This window comes from Phycisphaeraceae bacterium (assembly GCA_019636735.1).
Taxonomy (GTDB): domain Bacteria; phylum Planctomycetota; class Phycisphaerae; order Phycisphaerales; family SM1A02; genus VGXK01.
In genome coordinates this window covers 223,843-249,409 of sequence record JAHBWY010000006.1, presented here as the reverse complement: position 1 = coordinate 249,409, position 25,567 = coordinate 223,843, and the positions used below count along the sequence as shown (strand labels likewise).

Below are 25,567 nucleotides of genomic sequence, written 5' to 3'. Positions count from 1 at the left end.
CGGTTTGGAATTGGTTACCGGCCCGTTCAGCCACGAATTGGTGTGGCTGGCTCCGGCTGTCGTCCCTGGGCGACCGCACGCGCCGCACGGCCCGCAGGAAGGGGGCCGAACAAGCCACTTGCGATGTCCTTGCGGCCCCACTGGGGGTTGTGGGGCCGATCGTGGCCCGGATGGATCATTATTGGAGAAAAGTGTTGAATCGTGGTGAGTCGTGGGGTACATTGATCGCCAGTCCCACCCGAGGCGTCGATGCGTGCATTTTCGCGGCCAGCACAACTATGTGATCGATCACAAGAACCGACTGGCGATCCCGTCGGCGCTGCGCGAGTGCATGGACGAACGCATTCATGGGCAGGCCTTCATCGCCTTGCCGGGTCCGAACGATCGACTCTGGCTCTGGCCGGAGAAGATCTTCGACGCGTGGGTGTCGCAGCGAGGCTCGTCGCTGCTGGCCGAGGAGGAAGTCCTCGACTTCGAGAGGCTGATCTTCTCGCAGTCGGCCAAGTTGCCGGTCGATGGCAGTGGTCGGGTTCGACTGCCCGACTGGATGACCAAGCGGTTCCGGCTTTCCGGAAGCGTGGTCATCGTGGGCAACAAGGATCACCTGGAGCTCTATCCGCCCGAAGAGTGGCAGGCCGAGGAGCAGCGTCTGCTGCCCGCGACCGCCGATCTCTACCGACGGGCTCGTCCCTCCTTCAGACAGCCTCCAGCGCGCCCCGATGGCGCCGAGGGGAACTCATGAATCAGCGCCCGACCAGTCTGCGGCATCACTTCGCCGTGGCCTGTTTCGGGCACTCCGAACGCTTCCTGAGCAGCGCTTGCGCTCGGGTCATGGATGACTCGGGCCCCGGCGTGTGATCAGGGTGCCAATCTCGGGGCCGGTGGTGAATGGAATCGCCACCCATCCCCACCGCACTCAGGCCATGGATGGCCCTGTGCGGGAGTAACGGGCCGCCATGGACGCGCAGCCCGCCCGCCATGGGGCTTCGGCCCCTCCGTTGTCGCCCCTGCATCGGCCTAGAACCCGGTGCAGGGGCGTTTTTGCCATGTCGGCGCTTGGCAGAAGCCCGATCTTCGGTAGTCTCTCCTTCGCGGGCTGTCGCCCGCCCCTGGCTGACCGCATGGATCGCGGCGTCGTTTCCTCCGCGATGTGCCTCGCCGCCCGGGCTGGAGGACTCCGATGCTCGTCATCACACGCCGAGAAGGTGAAGAAGTGGTGATCGGCAACCCTGCCGCTCCGCTGGGTGTCGTGCGCATAGCCACCATCAAGGGCGACCGGGTGCGAATCGCCTTTGAGTTCCCCCGCGAGGTGCCGGTCCACCGACGGGAGGTCGCCGACCAGATCACCGCGGCCGAGGACGCTGGCCCCGGAGTGATCGGGCAGATCCGACCGGCCGGCGAACAGAGCACCGGCTGAGCGCTGGGGCTCTCTCAGTTGGGGAGCAGGTCGTGCGGGTCGGTCGCGCCAGCAACCACCCGACTGGCGAACCGACCGACATCATCGATCAAGGGCATGCACGGCGCGAACCTCGGGCACTCGTTCCCGAAGGTTGTGCTCGATGTTCGACTGGAGCGTCACATTCCGCGAGGGGCAACTGGTGCATGCTCCGCGGAAACGAAGAATGACCGTGCCGTCGGGGTCGACGCCCACGAGCTCAATGTCACCACCGTCCGCCTGAATGGCGGGACGGATGAGTTCAAGCACCTCGCTGACGCGATGATGCAGGTCCGTGGCGACGCGCTGCGGCATTGGAGAGAGCATAGGCCGTGGTCGTAGACTCCGGGGCATGGAAGCAAGGTCGACTCGTCGAATTCGGGGGCCCATGAATCCCGCGGTCGCGCTGCGCCGCGGGGTAGTCCGCCGATCGTGGTGCGTCCTGGCGCTGGTCGCCGCGGCGCTGCCCGGGTGCAGCACCACTGTCGAAGACCCGATGGGAACGCTGCGGCGGAGTGATTCCCTGCCCATCTCCCAGCAGCGGGCGCTGACCCAACTCGAGGAGGACTCGAGCCCAGAGTCCATCGCGCTCCTCAGGCGCATCGTGATCCAGCCGGGCTACACCACGCCGGTCCGGGAGCGGGCCTTCCAGCAGCTCCTTGCGAAGGACCCCAAGGCGCTCCGGGACGCCCTCGCCCTCGCGCTGCCTCGCATGGACGCCCTCGAATGGCGCACTCGGCTCTGCGAACTGATCGCCGAGAACGGCATGACCGACATGACACCCACGCTCATCAACGCGCTGGCGGTGAACATGGCGGGCTGGATCAGGGATGACGAGCAGCGGCCGGAGTACATCGCGCTTCAGAAGCTCCACGGCGCCAGCAGCGTGCCCGATGTGCTCTACCAGGCGATGCTCGACTCGAACCCGATCACCCAGGCGAATCTTCGAGCCCGCTGCTGGGAGCTTCTGTGGAAGTCGGGCGACCGCGAGCGGTTGATCGCCTTGGTTCAGGATGAGCGCATCAAGCCCGGCGACACCTTCCTCATGGATCTGCGCGCATCGGCGCGAGATCTCGGCATCCTGCCGCGCAATCGCGAGGAGATTCTCTGGCTCCGCACGCTTCGTGAGCCTAAGCACGCGGGCTTCTGGCGTGAGTCGATGGCCGCAACGGGCCAAATGTCCGAGTCAGTCCGAAAGGAACTCGAGCTTCGTGAGCTGCCCGTCGCGGTCGCGGCCATGCGGATCGATCCTTCCCTTCTGCGTGCGACACCGCAGGAGCTCTACCCCCGACTTGAGTCGCGCATCAAGAGTGAGGGACGCCAGACGGCCAGCCCCAACTTCCGGGGCTACTCGGGAGAGTTCACCGAGTCGCTCTACCAGATCAAGGACGACCTCAAGTGGGGCGACTTCGCCGCCATGCTGCTTGCCACCGACATGATGGCCCATGAGCCGGCGGTGCGGCACATCTTCGAGATCGCCGACCGGGATCTCATGGATCGCTCGACCGAGTATGGCGGCATCATCGAAGTCGATGCCCAGGGGCGCTTCGCCGTGGTCGAGTTCCGGCCACGCGTGACCGGCTCCGACATGCGCTTCGAAGCACCGCCCGAGATGTTCGAGCGTGGCTACACGGCCCTCTTTCACTTCCACAATCACGCCCAGTCCTATGACAACGCGCGCTATGCGGGACCGCACATGGGTGACTTCGCCTATGCCGAGAGCAGTCGCGCAAACTGCCTGGTGTTCACCTTCCTCGACCGTCGCACCATGAATGTCGACTTCTATCGGCATGGGCGCGTGGTGGTCGACCTAGGGAACATGACTCGCCCCGGTTCATCGACGAGCGGCGGCTGAGTGTTCGAGGCATGAGGGCAAGGCACTCCTGATGGCGGCTCTCTTCGTCCTCATCGCCGCGCTGGTGTTGCGGCGAGCCGGCGTGGCGACATGGATCGAGCCGGAAGCGCTCGGCGATGGGGTGGTGCTGCTTCTGGTCCTCGCCGGCACCATCGGTGTGGCGCTGCTCGCCATCGGCGCAAGTGTGCTGCCTTGGAATCGCCCCGGGGCGGGACACCGCGCTTGGAGTCGATCGGCGCGACGGACCCGCTTGGTGAGCGCGTTTGCTCCACTCTGGCTGGCGGCGGCGATTCTCGGGTTCGGCTGGTTCGATCTGGTGCAGCAGTGGATCGGCGACTGGATCCTCGTCGATGAAGCGATCACGATCGCGCCGGCGATCGCCGCGATGATCATCGCGTGGTCGGCGCACTCGGCGTTCGTAGTGCGGCACACGCCATCGATGTCGCGGGTGGCCATCGTCCTGACCCAGGCACGGATCTTCCTGCCGCTCCTGCTCGTGCCCGTCGGAACGGTGCTCGCGGCACAGGAGGTCGTGGCTCGCATCATGCCGGCGGGGAGCGCATGGAGTGAATGGGTGGGCCTCGGTTGCGCCATTGCGGCCCTCCTGCTGGCGCCCGCGCTCGTCATTCCCGCGCTCTCGACTGCACCGTTGCCCGAGCGCGGTGACCTTCGCGAGCGCATGGAGGCCCTCTTCACCAAGAACAAGGTCCGTGTCTGCGAGGTGCGCCTCTGGAACACCGGGGGCACGATGATGAATGGCGTTGCCCTCGGCATCCTGCCGCGCGTGCGGTGGGTGCTGCTGACTGATGCGCTCATCGACTCGCTGACGGATGAAGAGGCCCTTGCGGTCGCGGGCCATGAAGCGGGACACCTCAGGCATCGCCACATGGCATGGCTGGCCGGCGCGTGCATTGGCGGCGTGGGCGCAGGTGGAGTCGGGATCACCACGCTCATGGAGTGGTGGGCGCCCCCGGTGCTGAGGGGTGCAGCAGGGGAGTGGGTGGCGCTCGGGCTCCTGCTTGGGTTGGTGGTTCTCTTCTTCGGGACCATGTCGCGCCTCTGCGAGCGCCAGGCCGACGCGTATGCGGCCGTGTCCCTTTCACCATGTGAGACGATCGAGCCCGCGGCGGTCGAGGCGATGCGCCGGGCGCTCGCGATCGTCGCCTATGCCAACGGCATCCCGCCGACACGGCCATCCTTCCGGCATGGATCGATCGATTCGCGTCGCCGCCGCCTGGCGGCGCTGAGCGGCGTGGCCAAGCGAAATCTGCCCGTCGATCGCCAGATGCGCTGGATGCAGGGGCTGATTGTCCTTGCCATCGTGGTCACGCTGCTCGATGGGCTCATCGCGCTTCCGCCCCTTCGGGATGGCGGCTCTAAGATGACTCCCACGGAGTCAGCCATGAAGTTCGTCAAGATGCAGGGTCTCGGCAACGACTATGTCTATGTGGATGCGGACGAAGAGCGCATCGATGACCCTGCGTCCATGGCACGCTGCGTCTCGGATCGTCACTTCGGCATCGGCTCCGACGGGCTCATTCTCATCAGTCGTCCGAGCGAACCCGAGCGCGCCGATGCCCGCATGAGGATGTTCAACGCCGACGGCAGTGAAGGCGAGATGTGCGGCAACGGCATTCGCTGCGTCGCGAAGTTCGTCGTCGACAGCGGTCGGTCGAAAGCGAAGCCGCTGCGAGTCGAGACGGCGCGCGGAGTCCTCGACATCGATTGGCGCCTCGGCCCCGATGGCCGGGTGTCGACGGCGTCGGTCTCGATGGGCGAGCCCATCCTGGCGATGAGCCGCATTCCCGCCGCAATTCCGGGAGTCGATGCGGGAAGCCCCGTGGTCGATCATCCTCTTCCAGCGGCCTTCTTCGGTGAGCTCGACGGATCGTGGCGGCGCCTCGCGGGCCTTGAACCGGCGATCACGCTCGTCTCCCTCGGCAATCCCCATGTTGTGCTCTACGCCAGCGATCTCGACGCGATCCCACTCGAGCGCGTGGGGCCTCACCTCGAACGCCATCCGTGGTTTCCGCAGCGGATCAATGTGCACTTCGTCACGATTCGTTCGCCGCGCGAGGTGCGCATGCGAACATGGGAGCGGGGGAGCGGGATCACGCTCGCCTGCGGGACCGGTGCGAGCGCCGTCTGTGTCGCGGGTGTGCTGACCGGACGAAGCGGGCCGGAGATCATGGCCCATCTTCCGGGAGGAGCGCTCGAACTCGCATGGCCCGGTGTCGGTCGCTCGGTGCGCATGAGCGGGCCCGCCATCGAGGTCTTCCGCGGCGAGCTTGCCGCGCCACCTCGCACAACCGGGGCGGGACGCTGAGATGGCGCTCTCCGCACTGGAGGTCCGCCTGGTCGAACGACTGGAGAAGGCTCGGCCGTCAATCGAGCGGGATCTCGAAGCGTGGGTGAACATCCCCACAGGATGGAACTTCGCCCCTGGGCTCACGGAGCTTCGCGGCATCCTGCGCCATCGCTTGGAAGCCCTGGGAGGCGTCGCTCGTGAGTTGCCGGGTGCCGTGGCGCCGGGCTTCGTGGGACCGCGCGATCCGATCCCGCCCACACTGGTCGTCGAGGGTCCCTTGGGCGCATCGCCGAGTCGATCTCGCCCACTTCTCTTCTGCGGTCATCTGGATACGGTCTTTGATCCGAATGGCTCCTTCACGACCTTCCGGCGTGAGGGTGATCGGGCGATCGGTCCCGGCGTGAGCGACATGAAGGGAGGGCTCGCGATCATGATCGCCGCGCTCGAGGCGCTCCATGCCGAAGGGGTCGCGCGGCCTTGGACCGTTGTTCTCAACTCCGACGAAGAGACCGGCAGCTACCACAGCATGGAGCATCTTCGTGCGCTGGCGCCGCTGCATGGAGCGGCGTTTGTGCTGGAGCCGGCGCTGCCCGGCGGCGGACTTGTGATCGAACGCATGGGTTCGGGTCAACTGCTGATCGAGGCCCATGGTCGGGCAGCCCATGCGGGGCGGGACTTCGCCTCGGGAGTCTCCGCCATCACCGCGCTCGCTGAGGCGATGTCGGCCGCGGCGCGCGTGAGCGCCGTCGAACATGGTCGCATCGTGAACATCGGGGTCATCGAGGGGGGTGAAGCTTCGAACATCGTTCCGGCCCACGCCCGCGCGAAGGGCTCCGTGCGCTTTCGTGACCGCGCGGCGGGAGAGGCCATTGCAAGAGCGCTTGAGCCACTGGCGATGGGCACCCCCGACCAGCCACCGTGCGTCACCGTCGAACTCTCACTCAATCGTCCGGCGAAGCCGTTGACTGCGGCGCTCAGGCCGTTGATCGACATCTGCCTCGGCGCAGCCAAGGACCTCGGGCATCCGCTGAGCGAGCGAGCGACCGGCGGCTCTTCCGACGGCAATGTGCTTGAGGATGCCGGGCTTCCCTCCCTCGACTCGATGGGTGTGTGCGGCGGGAACCTCCATCGCCACGATGAGTTCGTCGAGCTCTCGTCTCTCGGCCATCGCGCGGCCCTGCTCGCGATCACGGCGCTGCGCGTTGACGCCTTTCTCAAGCCGGGCCACTCGTAATCGACTCGCCGGAAGTGGGCCACACAGGAGGGTCAGCGATCGCCTCTCCGCGACAAGCCGCCAAGTCACTCGCGATCGCGGTGCTCAGTCGCGCGTGACATTCAGGCGCCCGATGGCGATCTCGAGGACCTGCGCCACCGTCTTCACATCCTCGCTGGTCATGCGATCGTAGAGGGGTAGCGCCAGGGTTCGACCCGCCACGCTCTCAGCCACGGGAAAATCTCCCTGCTGGGTGCCGAGCACGCTTCGAACATGGGGCAGCAGCGATTGGCAGGGGTAGTAGTTCGCCGCACCGACATCATGGCGATGAAGGGTGTTGATGATGAGGTCGCGATCCAGCGCGGAGAAGCGATCTGAAAGCCGCACGACGAAGGCGGACCAACTGATCTTCGCTCCCTCAGGGACCGTGGGAAGAATGAGATCGGAGTTGCCGGCCAGTCGCGCGACATACTCTTCGACGATCTCCTGGCGCCGCGCCATCGTCTCATCCAGTCGGCTGAGTTGGCTCGCCCCAAGCGCTGCACAGAGTTCCGGCATGCGCGCGTCATAGCCATCGCAGCGATGGTCGAGAATCATCCCGAGGTCGGCATCCTGGCCGGGGAAACTCATGCGGTCCATGCGCCCCTGGTTGCGGAGCGCACGGCATGCGGCGGCGAGATGATCGTCATGGGTGACGAGCATGCCTCCTTCACCGGTCGTCACGGGGCGATTGACGAAGAAGCCGAAGCTCGCGATCCGTCCGAATCGACCGACGCAGTCTCGGCCCAGTTCGCTTCCGAGACCTTCGCCGCCATTTTCGACAAGCGGAATCTCGAGGCGCGTGCAGAGGGAGACAAGCGCGGGAAGGCCGATGGGATTCCCGAAGGGAGCACCGGCAAGGATCGCGCGGGTCCGCACGGTGCATGCCCGCTCGGCGCGAGCGGCATCCATGGAGAGCGACCGAGGTTCGATATCCACGAACACTGGGCGCGCCCCGCAGTGGAGCACACTGTGGGCATAGCTCGCGTGACCGAATGCCGGGACGAGAACCTCGTCGCCGGGACCGATGCCCAGAGCTTTGAGGGCGATCTCCATCGCAAGACCACCGCTCGCGACAGCGATTGCATAAGGCCGGCGCGTGCGCTCCGCCATGAGGCGCTCGAACTCCAGAACCGACGGCCCCATCACCAGGCGACCTCGTCGCAGCGATTCAGAGACCGCGCGAAGGTCCTCCTTCGTCAACTCAGGCTGGTTCAGTGGAATGACTGGCATGTCACTCGGGCGACAGTCGGGCGAGGGCCTCTCGATGACGACCCAACGCCTTGAGATAGAACCACGCGGCCTGAATCTGGAGGGGCTCATCCACGCGCCCGCCTCCAGCCCCGATCGTTCCAAGTTGCTGGATGTCGGCCTGCGAGAGCGGCGCGCCGGCCCGCGCGATGGCCACGAGCGCCATCGAGTCGAAGCGGCGGGGGAGCCGACCTCGGACCGACGAAGCCAGTTGCGCTGCGGACGCGCGGCGGGCGGCGATGCGATCCGGATCAGGCGTGGCACGGACCCACTCCCGATCGTTCGCGGCATCGACGAGACCGACGAAGATCGCCTCGATCACAGTTGACGGCGTGGCCGGATCAAGGATTCGTGCTCGAAGACCTTCAGGGTCAAGCGCGACCAGTCGTTCAGCGGCGCGGACGGCCATGATCATGATGGGCTCTCTCGGCGAACGAGCCTGCACCGAGAGATCGAGCACATGGTTCATGACCCTGATGGCCAGAGCGGGGTCCTCGCCAGCAATCGCGTCAGCGCGAGTCATCACCCACTCGGCTGCGGGCCGGACTCCGAGATTCAGCACCGCAACGAAGGCGTCGGCGCAGTCGGGCCCCCCGTGAGCGCAGCGTGCAGCGGCGATCAGCGTGCGGACCTCGCTCGGAGCATCGGCTCCGAAGTCATCGAAAGCTTCGGGATCGATGCCTTCCCGCTCCGCGGTGACCAGCAGAAGCAGGGCGTATCGAGAGAGATTCAGCGTCGAGCGATCCTCGGCGACTTCCTGTCGAAGGGCGCGGAGACCGGCGGCTGGAGCAAGCTCGAGCGAGGAACCGATGATTGCGGCGCGGACATTCGCATCCACCGAACGATCCGAGGCGATGCGAAGAAGCTGAGTTGCTGCCGCCTCCAGCCGGTACGCCCGAATGGCGGGGGCGAGCGTGGACAGGAGCGCGTTGCGATCGCTCGGCGGCATTTCGGCGATGAGTGGGCGGAACTCATCCCACGCCGTCGAGTCACCGCGCTCAAGGAGCAGGAGCGCGGCCAGAGCGCGGAACTCCGCCACCTCGGAGGTGAGCATCGTCGCCAGCTCGGAAGTCTCCCAGGGCGCGCCCTCACGCTCAAGCGTCGCCACCAGGAAGAGGCGATCTTCAGGCAGCAGTTCATCGGGCCAGCGCAGGATCTGATCGATCTCCGAAGGACGGAGAAGCCCGCGACCAATCAGCGTCTTGAGGATCTCGGAGCGCAACGCGACATTGCTCACCTGTCGAAGGACGAAGGGATCGACCGTGCGCTTCGGATCGACCGTCGCGATGCCGACGACGGCATCGGCCTGCATGACCGGACGATCCTGTCGCTGCACGAGCGACTGGAACACGGGACGAAGGTCGGGATCTTCGAGCTCGATGAGGGCCAGCAGGCCTGAACTTCGGCCGCCGGCGGGTGGCATTCGAACCGCCTCGCGCAGGGACCGGATGTTCATCTCGTAGGGATCTGGCGGCGCGTAGCGATCCTGCGGACTTGCCGCAGCGAGGGCAACGGTGGCAGTCAGCGAGACGATCCCGACCAGCGGCATCATCGGGGCATCGTACCGTCCGCACTGCGAAGAAGGCTGTGGCGGAGGTGGTCGACGAGCTCCCTGAGAGAGATGGGACCGCCCGGCACATCGACGACAGTCTCATCCTCGGCCAGCATGCTCCGAAGGCGCCGGTCGGCGCCCAGCGCCGAGGAGTGTCCCCCCTTGCCGAAGAGGCGGGCGATCTCGGGAAAGCTGAAGTTCGTCAACTCGCGCAGCAGGTACACGGCCACGCCGCGGGCGAGCACCACGCGGCGATGCCGGCTCCCTTCGCTGAGTTGCTCGCGTGAGACATCGAGTCGCTCAATGACCGCCTGCACGATGTCGTCGGCCCGAAGCGGTCCGCGTCGCCACTGCGCGCGATCATCTCGAAGGACTCGCGCCACCAGACCCGCGCTGATCGGCTCGCGAAGCGTGCCCTCGACCATCTGGATGGCCGCGAGGCGGGCGAGTGCACCTTCGATTTCCCGCACACTTCCGACACAGGCGCCCGCGACGGCATCGGCGGCCTCCGGTGTGAGGTCCATGCGCCGCTGCGCTGCCAGTCGTTCGACGAGTTCCACTCGAGTGGCGCGGTCGGGGGCGTCGATCCGCACGACGGCACCGGCGAGGAAGCGGCTCAGCAGGCCTTCACTCACGCGCCGGATTTGCCGCGGATGCTCGTCGGAGGCGAGCACCACGCGGCCGATCCGGTCGATCGCGTCCATGGTGTGCATGAACTCGTTCTGGGTGGCGGCCTTGTTTGCAATGAAGTGCACATCGTCGATGCAGAGCAGGTCGAGCCGTCGCATGCGCGCTCGGAAGGTCTCGAGCGATCCGCTTCGCACCGCCGCGACATACTCGTTCGTGAACTGCTCGCCCGTCGTGTAACGAATGCGCTCGCGGGGATAGCGCTCCCGTCGCCGATGGCAGATGCCCTGGAGCAGGTGCGTCTTGCCGAGGCCGACCCCGCCATGGAGGAAGAGATTGGGGACCGCCGCCGGCGGCGCCTCCGCCACGCGACGCGAGGCATCGAAGGCGACGCGGTTTGAGTCGCCGACGACAAAGTCGCTCAAGCGACGGGTCTCGGGCCGACGGGCCGGCGCGGCATCCGTGTCCGCGCCGTGGCCCGCCGGGATCCGGGCCGCGGGCATCGTGCCCGCAGCGTGCGCGAGTCGCGCCCGAGCCCGACGCGAAGCGGCGTCATCCGCAGCGTCGCCCGGACGCCCCGCAGGGGGCGCGGCAACGCCGAATCGGACGCGCGCTCCGGCGCCGAGTGTGTCTCGGGCCGCAGACTCAAGTTCCGTTCGGAAGTTCCGGCCGATCCAATCCGCCACGAACTGCGTGGCGGCCTCCACGCGAACCTCGTCGCCGTCGACCTCGAGATTCGTTCCGCCGTCGAACCAGAGGCGGTAGCGCTGCACTCCGATCGCTTCGCGGAGGTGGCCGGAGATCTGTTGGGCCGCAGGGGAGAGGGCATTGGTCTCGGGTTCAATCTTGGGTCCATCACCATCCTGGTGCATGCAGCGTCTCCCAGGATCGGACGCGCACACACCGCGCCGACCCGGTGAAAGGGGTCAGGGAAGCCCGGATTCCAGACGATGCCATCAGTGGCCGGAACAGCGCTCGCCGAGCGTCGGATCCCGGAAGCGTCCGTCGCGCGAAACCCGCAGGGGCGAGCGCGACGACCGGGATCGGACGGTCGTTGAGGTGCTCATCCTTGAGCGAAGCGGGAAAGATAGTGAGATCTTGCGCTGCGCCAAGAGGGATCCCGATGAGAGCGGGCTTGCGCATGGGACTTCGAGAGCGCCAAGTGCCATGAACACGCGGCTTACGCGGCGCAAAATTCTGCGCAACATCCTGTCGGCCGCGCAGTGTCCGTGCAATGTGGACAAGTGGCGCATCGAACGGGCGCCTTGACGATCTGCTACCGCGCCGCGTCTTCAATGCGCGCATGGCGAGTTGCGGTGGCTGAAGCGTTCTGCTACCGCCGCGCCAAGCGCCGAAAACTCATGCTCGCAGTGGTCGCACAAGTGCGACGCGCCGGCTCGCGCAGCGGAATCCGGCGGCGCGGTAGAGGCGCAGCGCCGGCGTGTTCTCTTCGTCGACCGCGAGCACGATGCGATTCACGGCCTCTCTCGACGCGAGCGACAGCGCTCGCTCAAGCAGCACCCGCCCGAATCCGCGACCCCGCGCTTCGGGCACAAGACCGAGATAGACGAGTTCCAACGCCTGAATCTGCGGCGCCGCGTTCAAAAGCACGGCGCCGACCGGTTCGTCTTCAAGCCGGAGGATGGTCCACAAGGAACGATCAAAGCGACCGCCGCGACGGTGACCTTCGAGGACCTCCTCCGGACGCCGCATTCCAGCCAGACCCGGACAGTCGAGCGTGTCCCGATAGGTCGCTTCGAGAAGTCCCGCAAGCGCCCGTCGCCCTTCCGCGTCGTCGGCGTAGCCCTCGAGGGTGGCGCCAGGAGGAAGCGGCGAAGAGGCCTCCACCCGTCCGCGGACGGGACGCGCCATGGCGCGCTCCATCGAGGCGAGCGCTGCGAGGCGCCGGAAGCCGGAGTCGCGTAGCACACCGATCTCACGATCGAAGCGAGGCTCAAAGAGCGCTTGAACAATGGCGAGGTCCATCGTGGCGGCTTCTGAGAGAGCCGTCAGCAAGGCCTCGCGGGCGGCGCTCTCCTCTTCCCGAGAGCGCAATGTGGAGAGAGTCAGCATCGCCGTGCGCCCCGGGTAGGGCGTGAGCAGGAGCGCCGCGTTCACGCGCCCCGAGTCGTCGAAGGCACCCCAGAGATGGTCGAGGGAGAGGCGCTCATCCGCCGCGAATCGCTCGAAGCGGGCGGCATGATGAGCGTCGCGTCCGAGCAGCCGCGCCAGCACGGGCAGCCGGTCGTGGCCCGTGGCTCGGCGCACTCGGGGCAGGGGCTGGTCAGCCTGCGGGGATGCCGGAGAGACGAGCGTCACAAGGAGAGGGTAGCCGCCGCTGAGTCACTCGCCATGGCCCCGATTTTCTCCGCCGCTACACTCCCAGAGTCATGCGAAGCAGCCCATTGGCCCAACCCGGTTTCGTTCGCTCCTCAATCGGTCTTCTTCTCGGAGGCGCTTTCGCGGCGATGAGTGTGCTGGGATTGCACGCCGCTGCGTCTGCACAGGATGGACGCGCCGACGACATGGCACCGGTGCCCGGGGCCATCGGCAGCGATGCGGATGCCACCTCTGGTGAGGGCGACGGGCGGCCGTCGATTCGCGCTCGTTCCGAGGCGGCGACCGCGTGGCAGATCGACCTTGAGCCAGGTCCGATGCGTCTCTTCGTCGATTCGCGCGACGGCACGCCCTATTGGTACATGACCTACAAGGCGACCAACAACTCAAACAGTGATCAGCGATTCTCGCCAAAGTTCGAGCTCGTGGATGATGAGGGTCGCATCACGGTCTCCGGGCAGGGCGTTCCGTCGGAAGTGAGCCGCATGCTCCTTCGTCGTCTTGAGAGTCCGCTGGTTGAAGATCAGAACACGATCCTGGGAGACATCCTCATTGGCGAGGGGAACGCCAAGGAAGGCATCGTCGTCTTCAAGGTCACGAGTCTGGCGAGCAAGGAGTTGTTCGTCTTCGTGTCGAACCTCTCGAGCGAGCGCCAGTTCGTGCGCGATGGGCGAGGTCAGCAGGCCGAGGTTCGCAAGCAGTACCGGATCGCCTATGCGGTGCCGGGAGATGCGATTCCGCGGGGGAGTGAAGCGCTCGAACTCCTCGATGAAGGCCGTGAGCCCAACCCCCGCTGGGTTTGGCGCTGATCGGACCTCGAATGCCGGCCCCGGGGGGCCAGCCCTGACCGCAGCCTCTGGAACGGTCTGCCATTCGCCCGATGAAGGGGCGGCCTCGATCCCGCCAGGATTGTCGCTATACTCCGCGATCCGCCGCAGCGATGGAGCTGCGAGGCTTGATATTCGGGTGGCCGCTCGGGCCATCCAAAGAGGAGAGTTTCGCCGTGGCACACAAGAAGGGTCAGGGTTCAACTGAGAACGGTCGCGATTCGAACCCGCAGTACCGAGGCGTCCGCCTCTATGGCGGTCAGACTGCCAAGCCCGGCGCGATCATCCTCACGCAGTGCGGCACGCGCTGGAAGGCGGGCCACCAGGTGCAGCAGACCAAGGATTACTCCCTGATGGCGCTCATTGACGGCACGGTCCGCTTCCGCGGTCGCATCGTTGATGTGATTCCTTCGGATCCTGCGTCCCCGCGGCTCGCCCGCGATGCGGCGAAGTGAGGCGAACGCCGCCGCTCGCTTCGGGCTGATCTCAACCTGACCCCTTCGGAATCGAGCACGACGCCGCCCGACATGGGCCGCGGTCGAAGGTGAAGTTGCGCATGTTCGTCGATCACGCCGTCATCAAGGTGCGCTCGGGCCGGGGAGGCGATGGTTGCTCCCACATGAGGCGGGAGAAGTTCATGCCCAAGGGCGGTCCCGACGGTGGCGACGGCGGCCGCGGGGGTGATGTCATCGTCGTGGGAGATCCGCATCTCGACACGCTGATCGCCTTCCGCTACCGCATGCACTTCTTCGCCGAGAACGGCGGCAAGGGGCAGACCAAGAGTTGTCACGGCGCTGACGGTGCGTCGATCCGAGTCGCCCTGCCGCTCGGCTCGCAGGTCTTCGATGCCGAGACGGACGAGTTGCTTGTTGATCTGACCGAGGCGGGGCAGGAGTTCGTGGTGGCGCGTGGAGGTCGGGGCGGACTTGGCAATGAGCGCTTCAAGAGTGCCACGCGGCAGGCACCGACAGAGTCGACGCCCGGCGAGGACGCGCAGGAGCGCTCTCTTCGCATCGAGCTCAAGCTCATTGCCGATGTCGGTCTCGTTGGCATGCCGAACGCGGGAAAGAGCACGCTTCTGCGAGCCATCAGCCGAGCGAATGCGAAGGTTGGCGCCTATCCCTTCACGACCATTTCGCCGCAACTGGGCATCGCCGAGCTGCCGGGTGATCGACGCCTCGTCATCGCCGACCTCCCGGGCCTGATCGAGGGAGCCGCGCAGGGCGCCGGACTCGGGCACGACTTTCTCCGTCACATCGAGCGGACTCGCGTGATCGTGCACCTGGTGGACATGGCGCCAACCGATGGAACGCCACCAGCGGATCGCTATCGCGCGATCCGTGGTGAGCTCGAAGCCTTCTCGGTGGACCTTGCTCGGAAGCCCGAGTTGGTGGTGCTCTCGAAACTCGACCTTGTGCCACATGAGGAGCAGGCGTCCGTGTGCCGCGCGATCGGCGCGGCGATGGGACTCTCGAGGACTCCGTTGGCGATTTCAGGCGCCACTGGCGTCGGGTTGCCTGAACTTCTTGAGGCGTGCTGGGCTCTCTCTGAGAAGGCGGAATCGGCGCCGCGCTTCTCGTGACCGCGTCGCGGTGCTCTAGTCCTGATGCAGCGCCCTGAGGCGGGGCGAGAGCCGAAGAAGAAGCTGGACGCGCTCGAACTCGTTGAGCCACTCCTGCAAGGTCGCGCTCCGCTCCTCGCGGTCAACGGCCGCTCCTGGAACTGGACAGCTCGGTCCGAGTTGCCGCGCCGCCATCGCGCGATAGCGGGAGAGGGTTCGATCGCCGAGCAGCGAGATGAAGGAGAAGTCCTCCCCCATGAAGATCACGGTGGGCACGCGACGACCGCCGCAGATCATCACCATGTCCGCAAGGGTTCCGTGCTCATCCCGATCAACCCAGCGCAGGTCGATCATGCGCCGATTGGCGGCGGCGATCGCCTCAAGGAGCGGCCCCTGCGCCGAGCAATCGCCGCACCAGATCCCGGAGACGACGAGGACCTTCATCTCGCGGGTGAAGCCTTCGACCAGGGCACGCTGCGGCGGGGTCAGGGCGACACCTTCACCGGCCCGCTTCCAGGGCTCAGCGCGTCCGGGATCGGAGGCGAGGTAGGTCGCATAGTCATCGGCCGCTTCGAAGGAGCGGCGCAGGAGAGCTTCATCCATGGCGACAACTGTAGGGAGTGTCGGACGGTGTTGAGCGACGGGGGCGCTCAGCCTCGGATCGATGAGGAGCCGATCGGTCGATCCGACGGGCGAGTTGGCGCGACGGGGTGTGTTTGCGGGGGGAATGGGCGAAGTCGCGGGGCGTCGCGCGACTGAGCGCCGGAGACACCCGCACGAAGGGTCACTCGCCAAGCAGGCTCTTGAGCCGACGGAGGGCATCGAACGCGGCGAGCGGCGTGAGCTGGTCGAGGTCGATCTCACGAAGGTCGCGGAGCGCCGGGTGTGGCGGCGCTTCATCAAAGAGCCCCGGCTGGCGGCGTGCACCTCGCGGTGTCGCGGTCGTCGTGGCCCCGGTCGCCGTGGACGACGGTCCCGAGGGCGCATCGGCCGACAACTCCGGCGCCGCGTGCTGCACGGAGAGACCCTCGAGAATCGCCTTCGCGCGCGAGATCGTCTCCGTCGGAAGCCCAGCGATGCGCGCGACATGAATGCCGTAACTCCGATCGCTCCGACCCGGTTCGATGCGATGGAGGAAGACGATCTGATCGTTCCACTCGCGGACCCGAACATGGAGATTGACCACGCGGTCGCTGCGGTCGGCGATCTGGGTCAACTCGTGGTAGTGCGTCGCAAAGAGCGTTCGGCATCGCCGCGCTTCGAGCGTCTCGGCAATGGCCCACGCAAGGCTGAGACCATCGAGGGTGCTGGTGCCACGGCCGATCTCATCGAGAATCACGAGGCTCCGCTCGGTCGCATGATGCAGGATGAGCGCCGTCTCGACCATCTCCACCATGAAGGTGCTCTGGCCTGCGTGAAGCTCATCGGCGCTGCCGATCCGCGTGAGAATGCGATCGACGAGACCGATCTCCGCCCGCTCCGCCGGCACGAAACTGCCCGCGTGGGCGAGGAGCGCGATGATCGCGTTCTGCCGGATGAAGGTGCTCTTGCCGGCCATGTTCGGTCCCGTGATGAGCGCAAGGCGGGCTGGCTGATCACCGCTGCCGAGCGAGCAGTCGTTCGGAACGAACTTCGATTCGAGCGCCCGCTCGACGACGGGATGCCGACCCCCCACGATATGAAGGCATGGCGCAACGACGAGTTCCGGTCGGCACCAGCGCCGCGTGGCGGCGGTCTCCGCGAAGGCGCTGACGAGGTCGATCGAGGCAATGGCCTCGCTCACCCTCAGGATCGCCTCACCTGCCGCGGCGATTCTCGCGCAGAGATCCGCAAAGAGCGCCTGCTCACGATCGAGTGCGCGTCGCTCGGCGCTCTCGACCTTCCCTTGAAACTCACGGAGCTCAGGGGTCGAGTAGCGCTCGCGTCCGGTCAGTGTCTGAATGCGAATGAAGTCCGCGGGCACGCGATCGCGGTGGGCGTGCGTGATCTCCATGTAGTAGCCGAAGACGCGGTTGAAGCCGACCTTCAATGAGGCGATTCCGCTGGAGTCGATCATCCGGCGCTGGAAGTCGGCGAGCCACGAATCGGCGTCGCGCTGGAGAACCCTCGCTTCGTCGAGCGCCGCGTCGATGCCGTTACGAAAGAGGCCGCCTTCTCGAAGATGAGCCGGGGGAGCCTCGACACAGCTCCTGCGAATCTCCTCCCCCAGCGTCGCCAGCACGGCGAGATCGGCCTCGAGTGCCGAGGCAAGCGTCGCGAACGCGCTGTGCTCACCGGCGAGGTGCGCCACCTGTTCGCATCCGACGGCGCTCTGCCCGAGGGCCGACACATCGCGCGGCGTGGCGCGGCCGAGCGCCGCGCGGGAGGCGATGCGAGCGACATCCTGAATCGGTTCGAGGCTCGCGCGCATGGCACCGCGCAGCGTCGCGTCGTCGACCAGTGCGGCGACCTGGCGCAGCCGCGCCTCGATCGCGTCGCGTCGAGCGAGAGGGAAGGTCAACGCTTCGCGGAGGCGACGACGCCCCATGGCGGTGCGCGGCCGCTCGAGCGTCGAGAGGAGCGAGCCTTCGTCAGACCCGCGACGCGAGGTTCGCTCGATTTCAAGGCTTCGAAGGGTCGTCGGGTCAACATGGAGCGTGTCGTCGGCCTGCTCGAGGCGCGGCGGGCGCAGGTGCGAGAGCGGCTTCGCCATGGCCGAGCGCCGCGCGAACGCCTCGGCGGCGCCACTCGCAGCCGCGCCGCGAATCGCACTCGTCGCCGTGCCATCGGCCACGCTTCCCTCGCTCTCCCGACGACCATGCGACTCGAGCAGGAAGGCGAGCAGCGCGCCTGCCGCGGTGGTGAGCGCCCCGCGCTCGGGAAGACCGAAGCCTTCAAGCTTGGCGACGCCGTAGTGGCGGCGCAGGATTTCGGCCGCTTCCCCATCCTGGAATTGCCAGCCCGGGCGCTCCGCGAGCGAGGCGTTGCATCCCATGGCATGGGCGCGCCATTGCGATCGCTCGGTGTCGCTCAGTGCATCGGAGATGAGCACTTCTCGCGGCGCTCGGCGAATGAGTTCGCCAATCGCCTCCTCATGACGAAGGAGTCGAAGGGTGAACGCGCCGGTCGAGAGCTCGGACATGGCCAGCGCCACGCCTTCGTCGCTGGGCACGAGTGCCGCTGCAAGATTCGTCGCCGAGTCATCGAGCAGTGCCTCATCAACGAGCGTGCCCGGCGTCAGGACGCGTGTGACCGCCCGTTCGACGACACCCTTCGCCTCGCGCGGATCCTGCACCTGTTCGCAGACCGCAACGCGAAAGCCCTGGTCGATGAGTCTTCGCAGGTAACTCTCGACCGCGTGGAAGGGCACACCCGCCATCGGCACGCCCTTCGTGCGTTCGGTCAGGGTGATCCCGAGAGCGCGGTGCGCTGCCACGGCATCGTCATCGAAGAGCTCATAGAAGTCCCCCATCCGGAAGAGCAGAAGACACCCCGGGTGCTCCGCCTTGAAGCGGTAGTACTGGCGCATCGCAGGCGTGTCGCGCCCTGGAGGTGGCGTCGAGGGGCGAAGCAAAGACCCCGCGTCGGACGCGGGGTCGGAAGTGGAGCTGATCGGGATCGAACCGACAACCTCTTGAATGCGATTCAAGCGCTCTCCCAGTTGAGCTACAGCCCCAGGAAGCCGGAGAGTCTAGCGGCTCCGGGCCCTGCGGGCCAGTGACCCGGGGCGCGGGTGCTCTTGCCGTCACGCGGGGGCGGGGGCTACCCTCGCCCGTTCGGTGACCGCCACACTCCTCGCCATGTACTGCCTCGGGATCGTCGGCGCTTCGCTGTTGGGCGGTGCGCTGCCGAGCCTGCTGCGCCTGACGCATCGGCGCCTCCAGATCGCGCTCAGCTTTGTGGCCGGTGCCATGCTGGGTGTGGCGCTCTTTCACATGCTTCCGCATGCGGTGCTCGAGGCCATCTCGATCAACGCCCGAGCCGGTGGTTCGTTCGGCCACGGAGACTTCGATCGGATCACGATCGCGCTCGTGGGGGGATTCCTCGCGATGTTCCTGCTCGAGCGCTTCGCTCGCTTTCATCGCCACGAATCTGAGAGCGAGGTCCTCGACTCGATCGATCCGTGCACCGGGGAGCCACCGGGGCACACGCACCAGCACAATGCCGACCGCGGTCGGGGGCATGGCCATCACCACGGTGGTCACGGCCATGGCCATGGGCATGGTGCCCAGGTGAGCGCCCTTCACTGGGGTGGGGCGCTGATCGGACTCACGCTTCACTCGGTGCTCGAAGGTGTGGCGCTCGCGGCCAGTGTTCTCGCCGGACATGTGCACGATGACGCTGCGATTGCCGGGCTCGGCACCTTCCTCGTGATCCTGCTGCACAAGCCCTTTGATTCGATGACGCTGCTGACGCTCGTCCGAGCGGCGCATCCCCAGGCGGCGCGCCGCAAGGCGATGATGCTCAACCTTCTCTTTGCCCTGATCGTGCCCGTTGGCGCGTTCGCATCACTGCTGCTGATGCAGGGCACAGTTGATGGCACGGGAGCGATGGGCATGATCGTGCCCCTGGCGCTCGCCTTCTCCGCGGGCACCTTCCTCTGCATCGCCTCGAGTGATCTCCTCCCCGAACTTCAGTTCCACCAGCACGATCGCGGCAGCCTCTCGGCGGCGCTCATCCTCGGGCTTGCCGGCGCATGGGCGATCGGCCTGCTCGAATCGGAGTACTGCGGTCACGATCACTCCGCACCTGGCCATGTGCATGGCCCCGATTGCGATCATGACCACGACCATGATCATGACCACGATCACCGGCGCCCGATCGACCCACGCCCCGCTGCGCCTGCCGCGCCGGAACTGAATGGCGCGGCGACCTCACTTTCATTTGAACCGCCACACATCGTGGCGTGGACCACGGAGGCGCCATGAAGGCTGAACGCGTGCTCGCTGAACTCAATCGACTCCGCAATGACCTCGAGCGTGACCCCACGGACCTCGAGTGGTTCACGCTCCATCATGCGTTCTGCTTCATCAGCTACAAGATGGGAGACTTCCAGCGCTACCTCGATGAAGTGGTGAAGCCCGGCGAGTCACCCGAGGAGTGACGGGCGGTCGTGTGGCCTGCGGGCCTCATGCAACGAGCGAGCGGCGGGTTTCGCAGGGCGGCGGCTATGATCCGCGTCCCGCTATGCCCGACACCAGCAAGGATTACCGCAGCACGCTGAACCTCCCGAAGACAGCCTTCGCGATGAAGGCCAATCTCGCGCAGGAGGAGCCCAAGTCGGCCAAGCTCTGGGCGGAGGAGCGCCTCTTCGATCGGGTGAAGAAGGCGCGGGCGGCAGCCCGACCGTTCGTCTTTCACGATGGCCCGCCGTATGCCAACGGCGCGATCCACATGGGTCACCTCCTGAACAAGGGGCTGAAGGACATCGTGGTTCGCAGCGCGCTGATGGAAGGTCTTCGCTGCGATTTCGTGCCGGGTTGGGATTGTCACGGGCTCCCGATCGAGCACCAGGTGGTGACGGAGCTTGAGAAGAAGGGAAAGCTCGAGCGCATCCTGGCGCTGCCCGAGGAGCAGCGTCGTCTCGTCATTCGTCGGCAGTGCGCGGAGCACGCCACGAAGCATGTCGAACTCCAGCGCTCGCAGCTCCAGCGGTTGCTCACCTTCGGTGACTACGAGAATCCCTATCTGACCACGCAGCCCACTTTCGAGGCGGCGGCACTCGAACTCTTCGCGCGCATCATCGACGAGGGACTGGTCTTCCGAGCGCTCAAGCCAGTGCATTGGTCGATCGCGAGCCGGACGGCGCTTGCCGAAGCGGAGCTTGAGTACAAGGAGCGCGAAGATCCCTCGATCTATGTCGACTTCGAGGCGGCGTCGCGCGATCGCGTGGCGTCGGCCTTCGGGGTGGAACTCGACGCGACGCCTTCGTTCATGATCTGGACGACGACCCCCTGGACACTGCCGGCGAACCTCGCCATCGCGGTGCAGGCGAAGTCGCGATACGCCCTCATTCGCATGGATGGCGCGGAGACGATCGTCGCCGCCGATCTCGTGGATGCCGTGGTGAAGGCGGTCGACGCGAAGGCGGTCGAGCGGATTGCCGAGTGCGACGGCGCGGCACTCGTCGGTGCCGAGTATCGCCATCCCTTCATTGATCGCACCGGTCGCATCGTCGCAGCGGATCATGTGACCCTCGAGGACGGCACGGGGTTGGTTCACACCGCGCCGGGCCACGGCAGCGAGGACTATCACACGGGCCTGCGCGAGGGGCTTGAGATCTACTGCCCGGTGCGCGCGGATGGAACCTACGACGACTCCGTTCCCGAGTGGCTTCGCGGGCGCAGCGTCTGGGAGGGGAACACGCTGGTGCTTGCTCGCCTCGAGGAGAGCGGACACCTCGTTCACTCGAAGACCTTCCTGCACAGCTATCCGCACGATTGGCGCAGCAAGACGCCCGTCATCTTCCGGGCCACCGAGCAGTGGTTCATCGGCGTCGACATGCCCACGGCCTCGCGGCAGCGCTCGCTGCGCGCCATGGCGCTTGAAGCGGTGGAGGCGAAGATCCACTTCCTGCCCGAGTGGTCCCGCAATCGGCTGCGCGGCATGCTCGAAAGCCGACCCGACTGGTGCATCAGCCGGCAGCGCTCGTGGGGACTTCCGATTCCTGCGTTCCGAATGCCCGACGGTCGAATCTTCATGACCGCCGCGAGTGTTCGCGCAGTCGCGCTTCGCGTCGCGTCGATGGGTTCCGATGCCTGGTGCGCGGAGACGCCGGAGCAGCTTCTGGCGGCCTATGACGCATCGCGCGATCGCGAGGCGCCGCAGGGCCTTGATCTCTCGAAGCTCGAGAAGCTCCACGACATTTTCGATGTCTGGTTCGAGTCGGGCGTCACCTGGTTCACCGTGATGGAGTCGCGGGGTCTCGGCAATCCTTCCGATCTCTATCTCGAAGGCAGCGATCAGCACCGCGGATGGTTCCAGGCGAGCCTGCTGCCGGCACTCGCAACGACGGGGGAGCCGCCCTATCGCACGCTCCTCACGCACGGCTTCATCGTCGATCGCAACGGCCGCAAGATGAGCAAGTCCGAAGGCAATGCCATCGCCCTCGACGACCTCTTCCGCGACTACGGCGCCGATGTCTGCCGCTGGTGGCTTGGAGGGATCAGCTACGACGGCGACATTCGTGCCGATCTCGAGTTCTTCAAGCGCTCGGGGGAGAGCTATCGCAAGATCCGCAACACGCTTCGATTCCTGCTCTCGAATCTGGGTGACCTGCCCGAACCGATTCGGCACGCCGCGGCGCAGCAGGGCGCGGCGGATCCAGCGCTCGCCCAGGTTCCGCCTCGCTCCATCGACGGCTGGGCGCTGGCTGCACTCGCGGCACTCGAAGCGGAGGTCCGCCGAGGGCTCCGGGAGTACGACTTCCGCTGCGCGTCGCAGGCGATCTTCGACTTCTGCAACGAGACCCTCTCAACCATCTACTGCGCGGCGACGAAGGATCGTCTCTATTGCGATCGCCCCGATGCGCCGCGCCGCCGACGAACGCAGCGCGTCATGTGGGAGTGCGTCGAGGTCCTCTGTCGCCTGCTTGCACCGTTCACTCCGCACACGGCGAATGAGGCCTTCCAGGCGCTCAGGCAGGACGCTTCGGCGCGGCTCGAACTCGAAGTGCATCGAGGGCTCTCCTTCACCGCCGATGCAGGTTGGGAGCGCGTGATGGCGCGACGCTCGCAGGTCCTGAAGGCGCTTGAAGAGGCGAAGGCTCGGGGCATCGAGAATCCGCTCGACGCGGGCGTCTCGCTTCCCGACCCCGACGGAGCGCTCGAGCCCTTTGCTGCGGAGCTTGCGGACCTCTTCGGAGTGAGCCGAGTGACCCTCGACCGCACGGCTGCCGACGAGCGCGGGCCAGAGATCGACGACCTTCGTCAGGAGCCGCGCTGCGAGCGTAGCTGGCGCCGCGATCGCACCGTCAGGCAGCGAGGTGATGGCGGCTGGCTCTCCGATCGCGATGCGGAGGCGGTCGGCGTCACCTGAATCAAGAGGCCGACGGCCCGGATGTCCCGGGCCCGGTCTTCTTCCGTCACCACGAGCCGGCGGCCCACTCTCGGCGCCACTCAGGAGTCCCCATGACCAACCCCACGAATCCCCCCCAGCCCTCGGCCGCAGGCGCAGCGCCGGCGACCGCCGCCGCCACCGCGCCCGAGACGATCTCGTTCGATCACTTCGCCAAGATCGATCTTCGTGTGGCGACGGTCCTGCATGCTGAACACCATCCGAACGCCGACAAGCTGCTGAAGCTTCGGCTCGATGATGGCACTCCCGAAGGTCGTCAGGTCTGCGCCGGTATCCGGCAGTGGTACGACCCGGCTGCGCTGATCGGCCGACAGGTGGTGATCGTGGCGAACCTCGCGCCTCGCACCATTCGAGGTGAGATCAGCCAGGGCATGGTGCTCGCCGCGAGCGATCTCGCCGATGGCGCCGCCGCCGGAGCGGATCCCAAGACGGTCGAGCGCGATGTCGTGATCCTTGCGGTTGAGCGGCCCGTCAAGCCCGGTTCAAAGGTGAGCTGATCGGCGCTTGAGCGTCTCGGCTCCGGCAGGCTGGGGCTTGCGCGACAGCCGCGCGGCGAGCTCCTCGAACAGCCTTGACTTTCGGTGCGATGCTCAGCGGCTCGCGGTGCCTGGTTCGTTGTCGGTCTCCTGCCGCGCGAGTCTGAAGTCGTGTCGGCTCTTCAGCGGCTCGAGTCCGTAGAGTTCAACCAGCGGCGCGTTGGGCACGCGCGACGCAATGTTCCGCCGAAGGAGGCCCATCGACGCAAGCTGCTCGAAGTCCTCGGCGGAGAGGGGACGCAGCGAGGTCAATCGCACGGCCAGAAGCGCAAGCTTCGTGGGCGCCGAGACGACAAAGGTTCGATCGGCGTCCGGTACATCGGCCACGGGGGTCGTCTTGGGGAGCTGCACAGCCCGCTCCATGATCGCCTTGATCGCCTGCGGATCCTGTCCGAGGCCGGGGATGTTCACCGGCGAACCTTCGCTGATGCGCGGCATGAACTGCACCGAGGTGCCGAAGCGATCGGCGACGGCGTTAAGCCCCTCGGTCACAGCGAGCTTCTCGATCTCGGGGATCTCGCTCTTCAGGCGCTCGAAGCGAGCAAGCCGCAGAAGGTCGTTGCGAACGGCATCTTCGACCTCTTCGAGCGACGCCGGTGCATGGGCCGGTGACGCCTCGACCACGCGGAAGAAGAACGAATCACCCACGGCGCCGGTCAGCGACGGCATGGTAAGAGGTGGACCGGCGACGCCCTCCTGGACGACGATCGTCGGCGAACCGCCGAACTCACGGAGCACTTCGAGCAGCTCACCGAGCCGCCGGGCCCGTGGACCGAAGCGCGTGGTGGTCGCCGCGCCGATGCGCGGCAGGGTCGCCGCGTCCATCGGACGGATCCACTCCTCGGATGCCGTGTACTCGGGCACCGGAATCTGGAACTGCTCGGAGACCGCCTTGACGATCGAGTCAAAGCTCGGCTGCGCCGCGCGGAGATCGGCCGTGAGGTCGAAGTACCCACCTCGACGGTTGGCGCCGCGCAACGCCATCGCGAACTGATCCTCGACGAATCGCTCGATCTCCGACATGCGTTCGCGGGCGACGCGATCGGTGACCTTCACGCGCACTTCGCCGGCGACATCGTCGAAATTGGGGAAGCCGCCGCCGATGCCCGGAGGGAAGAACGCGCCGGGGTCTCGCAGATAGGTCTTGCGGACCTCAAGCTCGCTCAGGCGAGGATCGCCCTCAAGGCTGAGTTGCACGCTCTCGGCGGGAATACGGAACCACTCAAGCCGAACCCTGTTCGGCACGAGGTAGCCGAAGCCGAGTTCGCCGATGCCCGGAGCCACATCCCGGTACTTCTCGAAGTGTGCGACCATCGCCTCGCGCGTCGGCGGGGCGGGATCATCGTTCGGCAGGGGCTTCGACGCATCGATGACGACAACATCGGCGGACGCATTGGTCTGCGTCTCGAGCGCCGCGAGCCGCGCTCGAGCGTCAGAGATCGGCAGCAGGGCCGCCATGTTGAGCAGGCGAACGACACCGCGCGCGTTCGCAAGCGCTTCGAGCACCTGCGTGGGCGTCTGGCGTGAGTTGCCGGCGAGGCGCCCGAGGATCTCCGCCTCGGTGATGCTGCCGTCGCTCATCAGGATCTGATCCTGGATCCACGCGCGGCCCTCCTCGGGGCCTCCGATGAAGCCCGCGGCCTCGGCCTCGCGGACGAGAAGGAACCAGTGTTCCGGATTGCGCGGATCGAGGCCGGTCAGCACGCGAAGCTGCGTGAGGATCGGCATGCCACCGCCGCGCTCGAGCGTATCAAGCGTCTGAAGCTGTCCGGCAAGGCGCACTCGCTCACCCTCGGAGACCTTCGAGCCGCCGTGATGCGCCCATGTTCCGCCGAGCGTCGCGCTCTGGCGGGAGAACTCCTGGATGGTGGTGGGCACCAGGAAGACGACCATCAGGAGGCCCCCGAAGACCACCAGGATCCACTTGTTGTACTGACGGAGGAACTTGAACATGGGCCCCGACCGCCGCTC

Annotated in this window: 20 protein-coding genes and 1 tRNA gene; 12 read left to right on the top strand and 9 right to left on the bottom strand. The window is 66.5% G+C overall.

Features of this window, described 5'->3' with window-relative positions; translation table 11 throughout:
• The first annotated feature begins 253 nt into the window (after window positions 1-253).
• Entirely contained in the window at window positions 254-742 is a 489-nt protein-coding gene (locus KF724_10390) for a hypothetical protein (protein ID MBX3356088.1), read from the top strand.
• 438 nt (window positions 743-1,180) lie between these two features.
• Complete coding sequence (locus tag KF724_10385; GenBank protein ID MBX3356087.1) at window positions 1,181-1,417, top strand: carbon storage regulator; 237 nt, start codon at window positions 1,181-1,183, stop codon at window positions 1,415-1,417.
• Window positions 1,418-1,498: 81 nt separating this feature from the next.
• Here the strand turns inward: KF724_10385 and KF724_10380 are convergent, their stop codons facing one another.
• Window positions 1,499-1,750, bottom strand: a complete 252-nt coding sequence (locus tag KF724_10380; protein MBX3356086.1) for a NifU family protein — start codon at window positions 1,748-1,750, stop codon at window positions 1,499-1,501.
• A 73-nt stretch (window positions 1,751-1,823) separates the two neighbouring features.
• Here KF724_10380 and KF724_10375 point away from each other — a divergent pair, with 73 nt between their 5' ends.
• From KF724_10375 to KF724_10365, 3 genes are read left to right on the top strand one after another with little or no spacing between them, the layout of a single operon-like run.
• Window positions 1,824-3,290 carry a hypothetical protein gene (locus tag KF724_10375; GenBank protein ID MBX3356085.1) on the top strand — a complete coding sequence of 489 codons (1,467 nt, stop codon included), beginning with the start codon at window positions 1,824-1,826 and terminating at the stop codon, window positions 3,288-3,290.
• Between the two features lie 31 nt (window positions 3,291-3,321).
• The gene (locus KF724_10370) at window positions 3,322-5,616 is read left to right on the top strand and encodes a diaminopimelate epimerase (GenBank protein MBX3356084.1); all 2,295 of its coding nucleotides are present in this window, start codon (window positions 3,322-3,324) and stop codon (window positions 5,614-5,616) included.
• A gap of 1 nt (window position 5,617) precedes the next feature.
• Window positions 5,618-6,832, top strand: coding sequence for a M20/M25/M40 family metallo-hydrolase (locus KF724_10365; protein ID MBX3356083.1), 1,215 nt, complete (start codon window positions 5,618-5,620; stop codon window positions 6,830-6,832).
• A gap of 84 nt (window positions 6,833-6,916) precedes the next feature.
• On the opposite strand, the gene KF724_10360 is transcribed toward KF724_10365, so the two are convergent.
• From KF724_10360 to KF724_10345, 4 genes are all read right to left on the bottom strand, one after another.
• Window positions 6,917-8,083 carry a DegT/DnrJ/EryC1/StrS aminotransferase family protein gene (locus tag KF724_10360; protein MBX3356082.1) on the bottom strand — a complete coding sequence of 389 codons (1,167 nt, stop codon included), beginning with the start codon at window positions 8,081-8,083 and terminating at the stop codon, window positions 6,917-6,919.
• A gap of 1 nt (window position 8,084) precedes the next feature.
• Window positions 8,085-9,653, bottom strand: coding sequence for a hypothetical protein (locus tag KF724_10355; GenBank protein ID MBX3356081.1), 1,569 nt, complete (start codon window positions 9,651-9,653; stop codon window positions 8,085-8,087).
• Complete coding sequence (locus KF724_10350) at window positions 9,650-11,152, bottom strand: ATP-binding protein (protein MBX3356080.1); 1,503 nt, start codon at window positions 11,150-11,152, stop codon at window positions 9,650-9,652. Before KF724_10350 ends, KF724_10355 begins: the two co-directional genes overlap by 4 nt.
• Window positions 11,153-11,639: 487 nt before the next feature.
• Window positions 11,640-12,599, bottom strand: coding sequence for a GNAT family N-acetyltransferase (locus KF724_10345; protein ID MBX3356079.1), 960 nt, complete (start codon window positions 12,597-12,599; stop codon window positions 11,640-11,642).
• A 71-nt stretch (window positions 12,600-12,670) separates the two neighbouring features.
• On the opposite strand from KF724_10345, the gene KF724_10340 reads away from it, so the two are divergent.
• The 3 genes from KF724_10340 (at window position 12,671) to obgE (ending at window position 15,026) form a co-directional block, all read left to right on the top strand.
• Complete coding sequence (locus tag KF724_10340) at window positions 12,671-13,426, top strand: hypothetical protein (protein MBX3356078.1); 756 nt, start codon at window positions 12,671-12,673, stop codon at window positions 13,424-13,426.
• Between the two features lie 194 nt (window positions 13,427-13,620).
• Entirely contained in the window at window positions 13,621-13,899 is a 279-nt protein-coding gene (locus KF724_10335; protein ID MBX3356077.1) for a 50S ribosomal protein L27, read from the top strand.
• Window positions 13,900-14,000: 101 nt separating this feature from the next.
• Complete coding sequence (gene obgE, locus KF724_10330; protein ID MBX3356076.1) at window positions 14,001-15,026, top strand: GTPase ObgE; 1,026 nt, start codon at window positions 14,001-14,003, stop codon at window positions 15,024-15,026.
• Window positions 15,027-15,041: 15 nt separating this feature from the next.
• Here obgE and KF724_10325 read toward each other — a convergent pair whose 3' ends face one another.
• The 3 genes from KF724_10325 to KF724_10315 all read right to left on the bottom strand — a co-directional run bounded on the left by KF724_10325 (window position 15,042) and on the right by KF724_10315 (window position 18,660).
• Window positions 15,042-15,608 carry a thioredoxin family protein gene (locus tag KF724_10325; protein MBX3356075.1) on the bottom strand — a complete coding sequence of 189 codons (567 nt, stop codon included), beginning with the start codon at window positions 15,606-15,608 and terminating at the stop codon, window positions 15,042-15,044.
• Window positions 15,609-15,789: 181 nt separating this feature from the next.
• Window positions 15,790-18,513, bottom strand: a complete 2,724-nt coding sequence (mutS, locus tag KF724_10320; protein ID MBX3356074.1) for a DNA mismatch repair protein MutS — start codon at window positions 18,511-18,513, stop codon at window positions 15,790-15,792.
• A 74-nt stretch (window positions 18,514-18,587) separates the two neighbouring features.
• A tRNA-Ala gene (locus KF724_10315) sits at window positions 18,588-18,660 on the bottom strand.
• A gap of 103 nt (window positions 18,661-18,763) precedes the next feature.
• On the opposite strand from KF724_10315, the gene KF724_10310 reads away from it, so the two are divergent.
• The 4 genes from KF724_10310 (at window position 18,764) to KF724_10295 (ending at window position 23,557) form a co-directional block, all read left to right on the top strand.
• Window positions 18,764-19,912, top strand: a complete 1,149-nt coding sequence (locus tag KF724_10310) for a ZIP family metal transporter (protein ID MBX3356073.1) — start codon at window positions 18,764-18,766, stop codon at window positions 19,910-19,912.
• Window positions 19,909-20,088, top strand: coding sequence for a hypothetical protein (locus KF724_10305; GenBank protein MBX3356072.1), 180 nt, complete (start codon window positions 19,909-19,911; stop codon window positions 20,086-20,088). The genes KF724_10310 and KF724_10305 overlap by 4 nt, the downstream gene beginning before the upstream one ends.
• Window positions 20,089-20,171: 83 nt before the next feature.
• Window positions 20,172-23,021 carry an isoleucine--tRNA ligase gene (ileS, locus tag KF724_10300; GenBank protein ID MBX3356071.1) on the top strand — a complete coding sequence of 950 codons (2,850 nt, stop codon included), beginning with the start codon at window positions 20,172-20,174 and terminating at the stop codon, window positions 23,019-23,021.
• A gap of 92 nt (window positions 23,022-23,113) precedes the next feature.
• Window positions 23,114-23,557, top strand: a complete 444-nt coding sequence (locus KF724_10295; protein ID MBX3356070.1) for a hypothetical protein — start codon at window positions 23,114-23,116, stop codon at window positions 23,555-23,557.
• A 93-nt stretch (window positions 23,558-23,650) separates the two neighbouring features.
• Here the strand turns inward: KF724_10295 and KF724_10290 are convergent, their stop codons facing one another.
• Window positions 23,651-25,549 carry a hypothetical protein gene (locus KF724_10290; GenBank protein ID MBX3356069.1) on the bottom strand — a complete coding sequence of 633 codons (1,899 nt, stop codon included), beginning with the start codon at window positions 25,547-25,549 and terminating at the stop codon, window positions 23,651-23,653.
• Window positions 25,550-25,567: the final 18 nt, after the last annotated feature.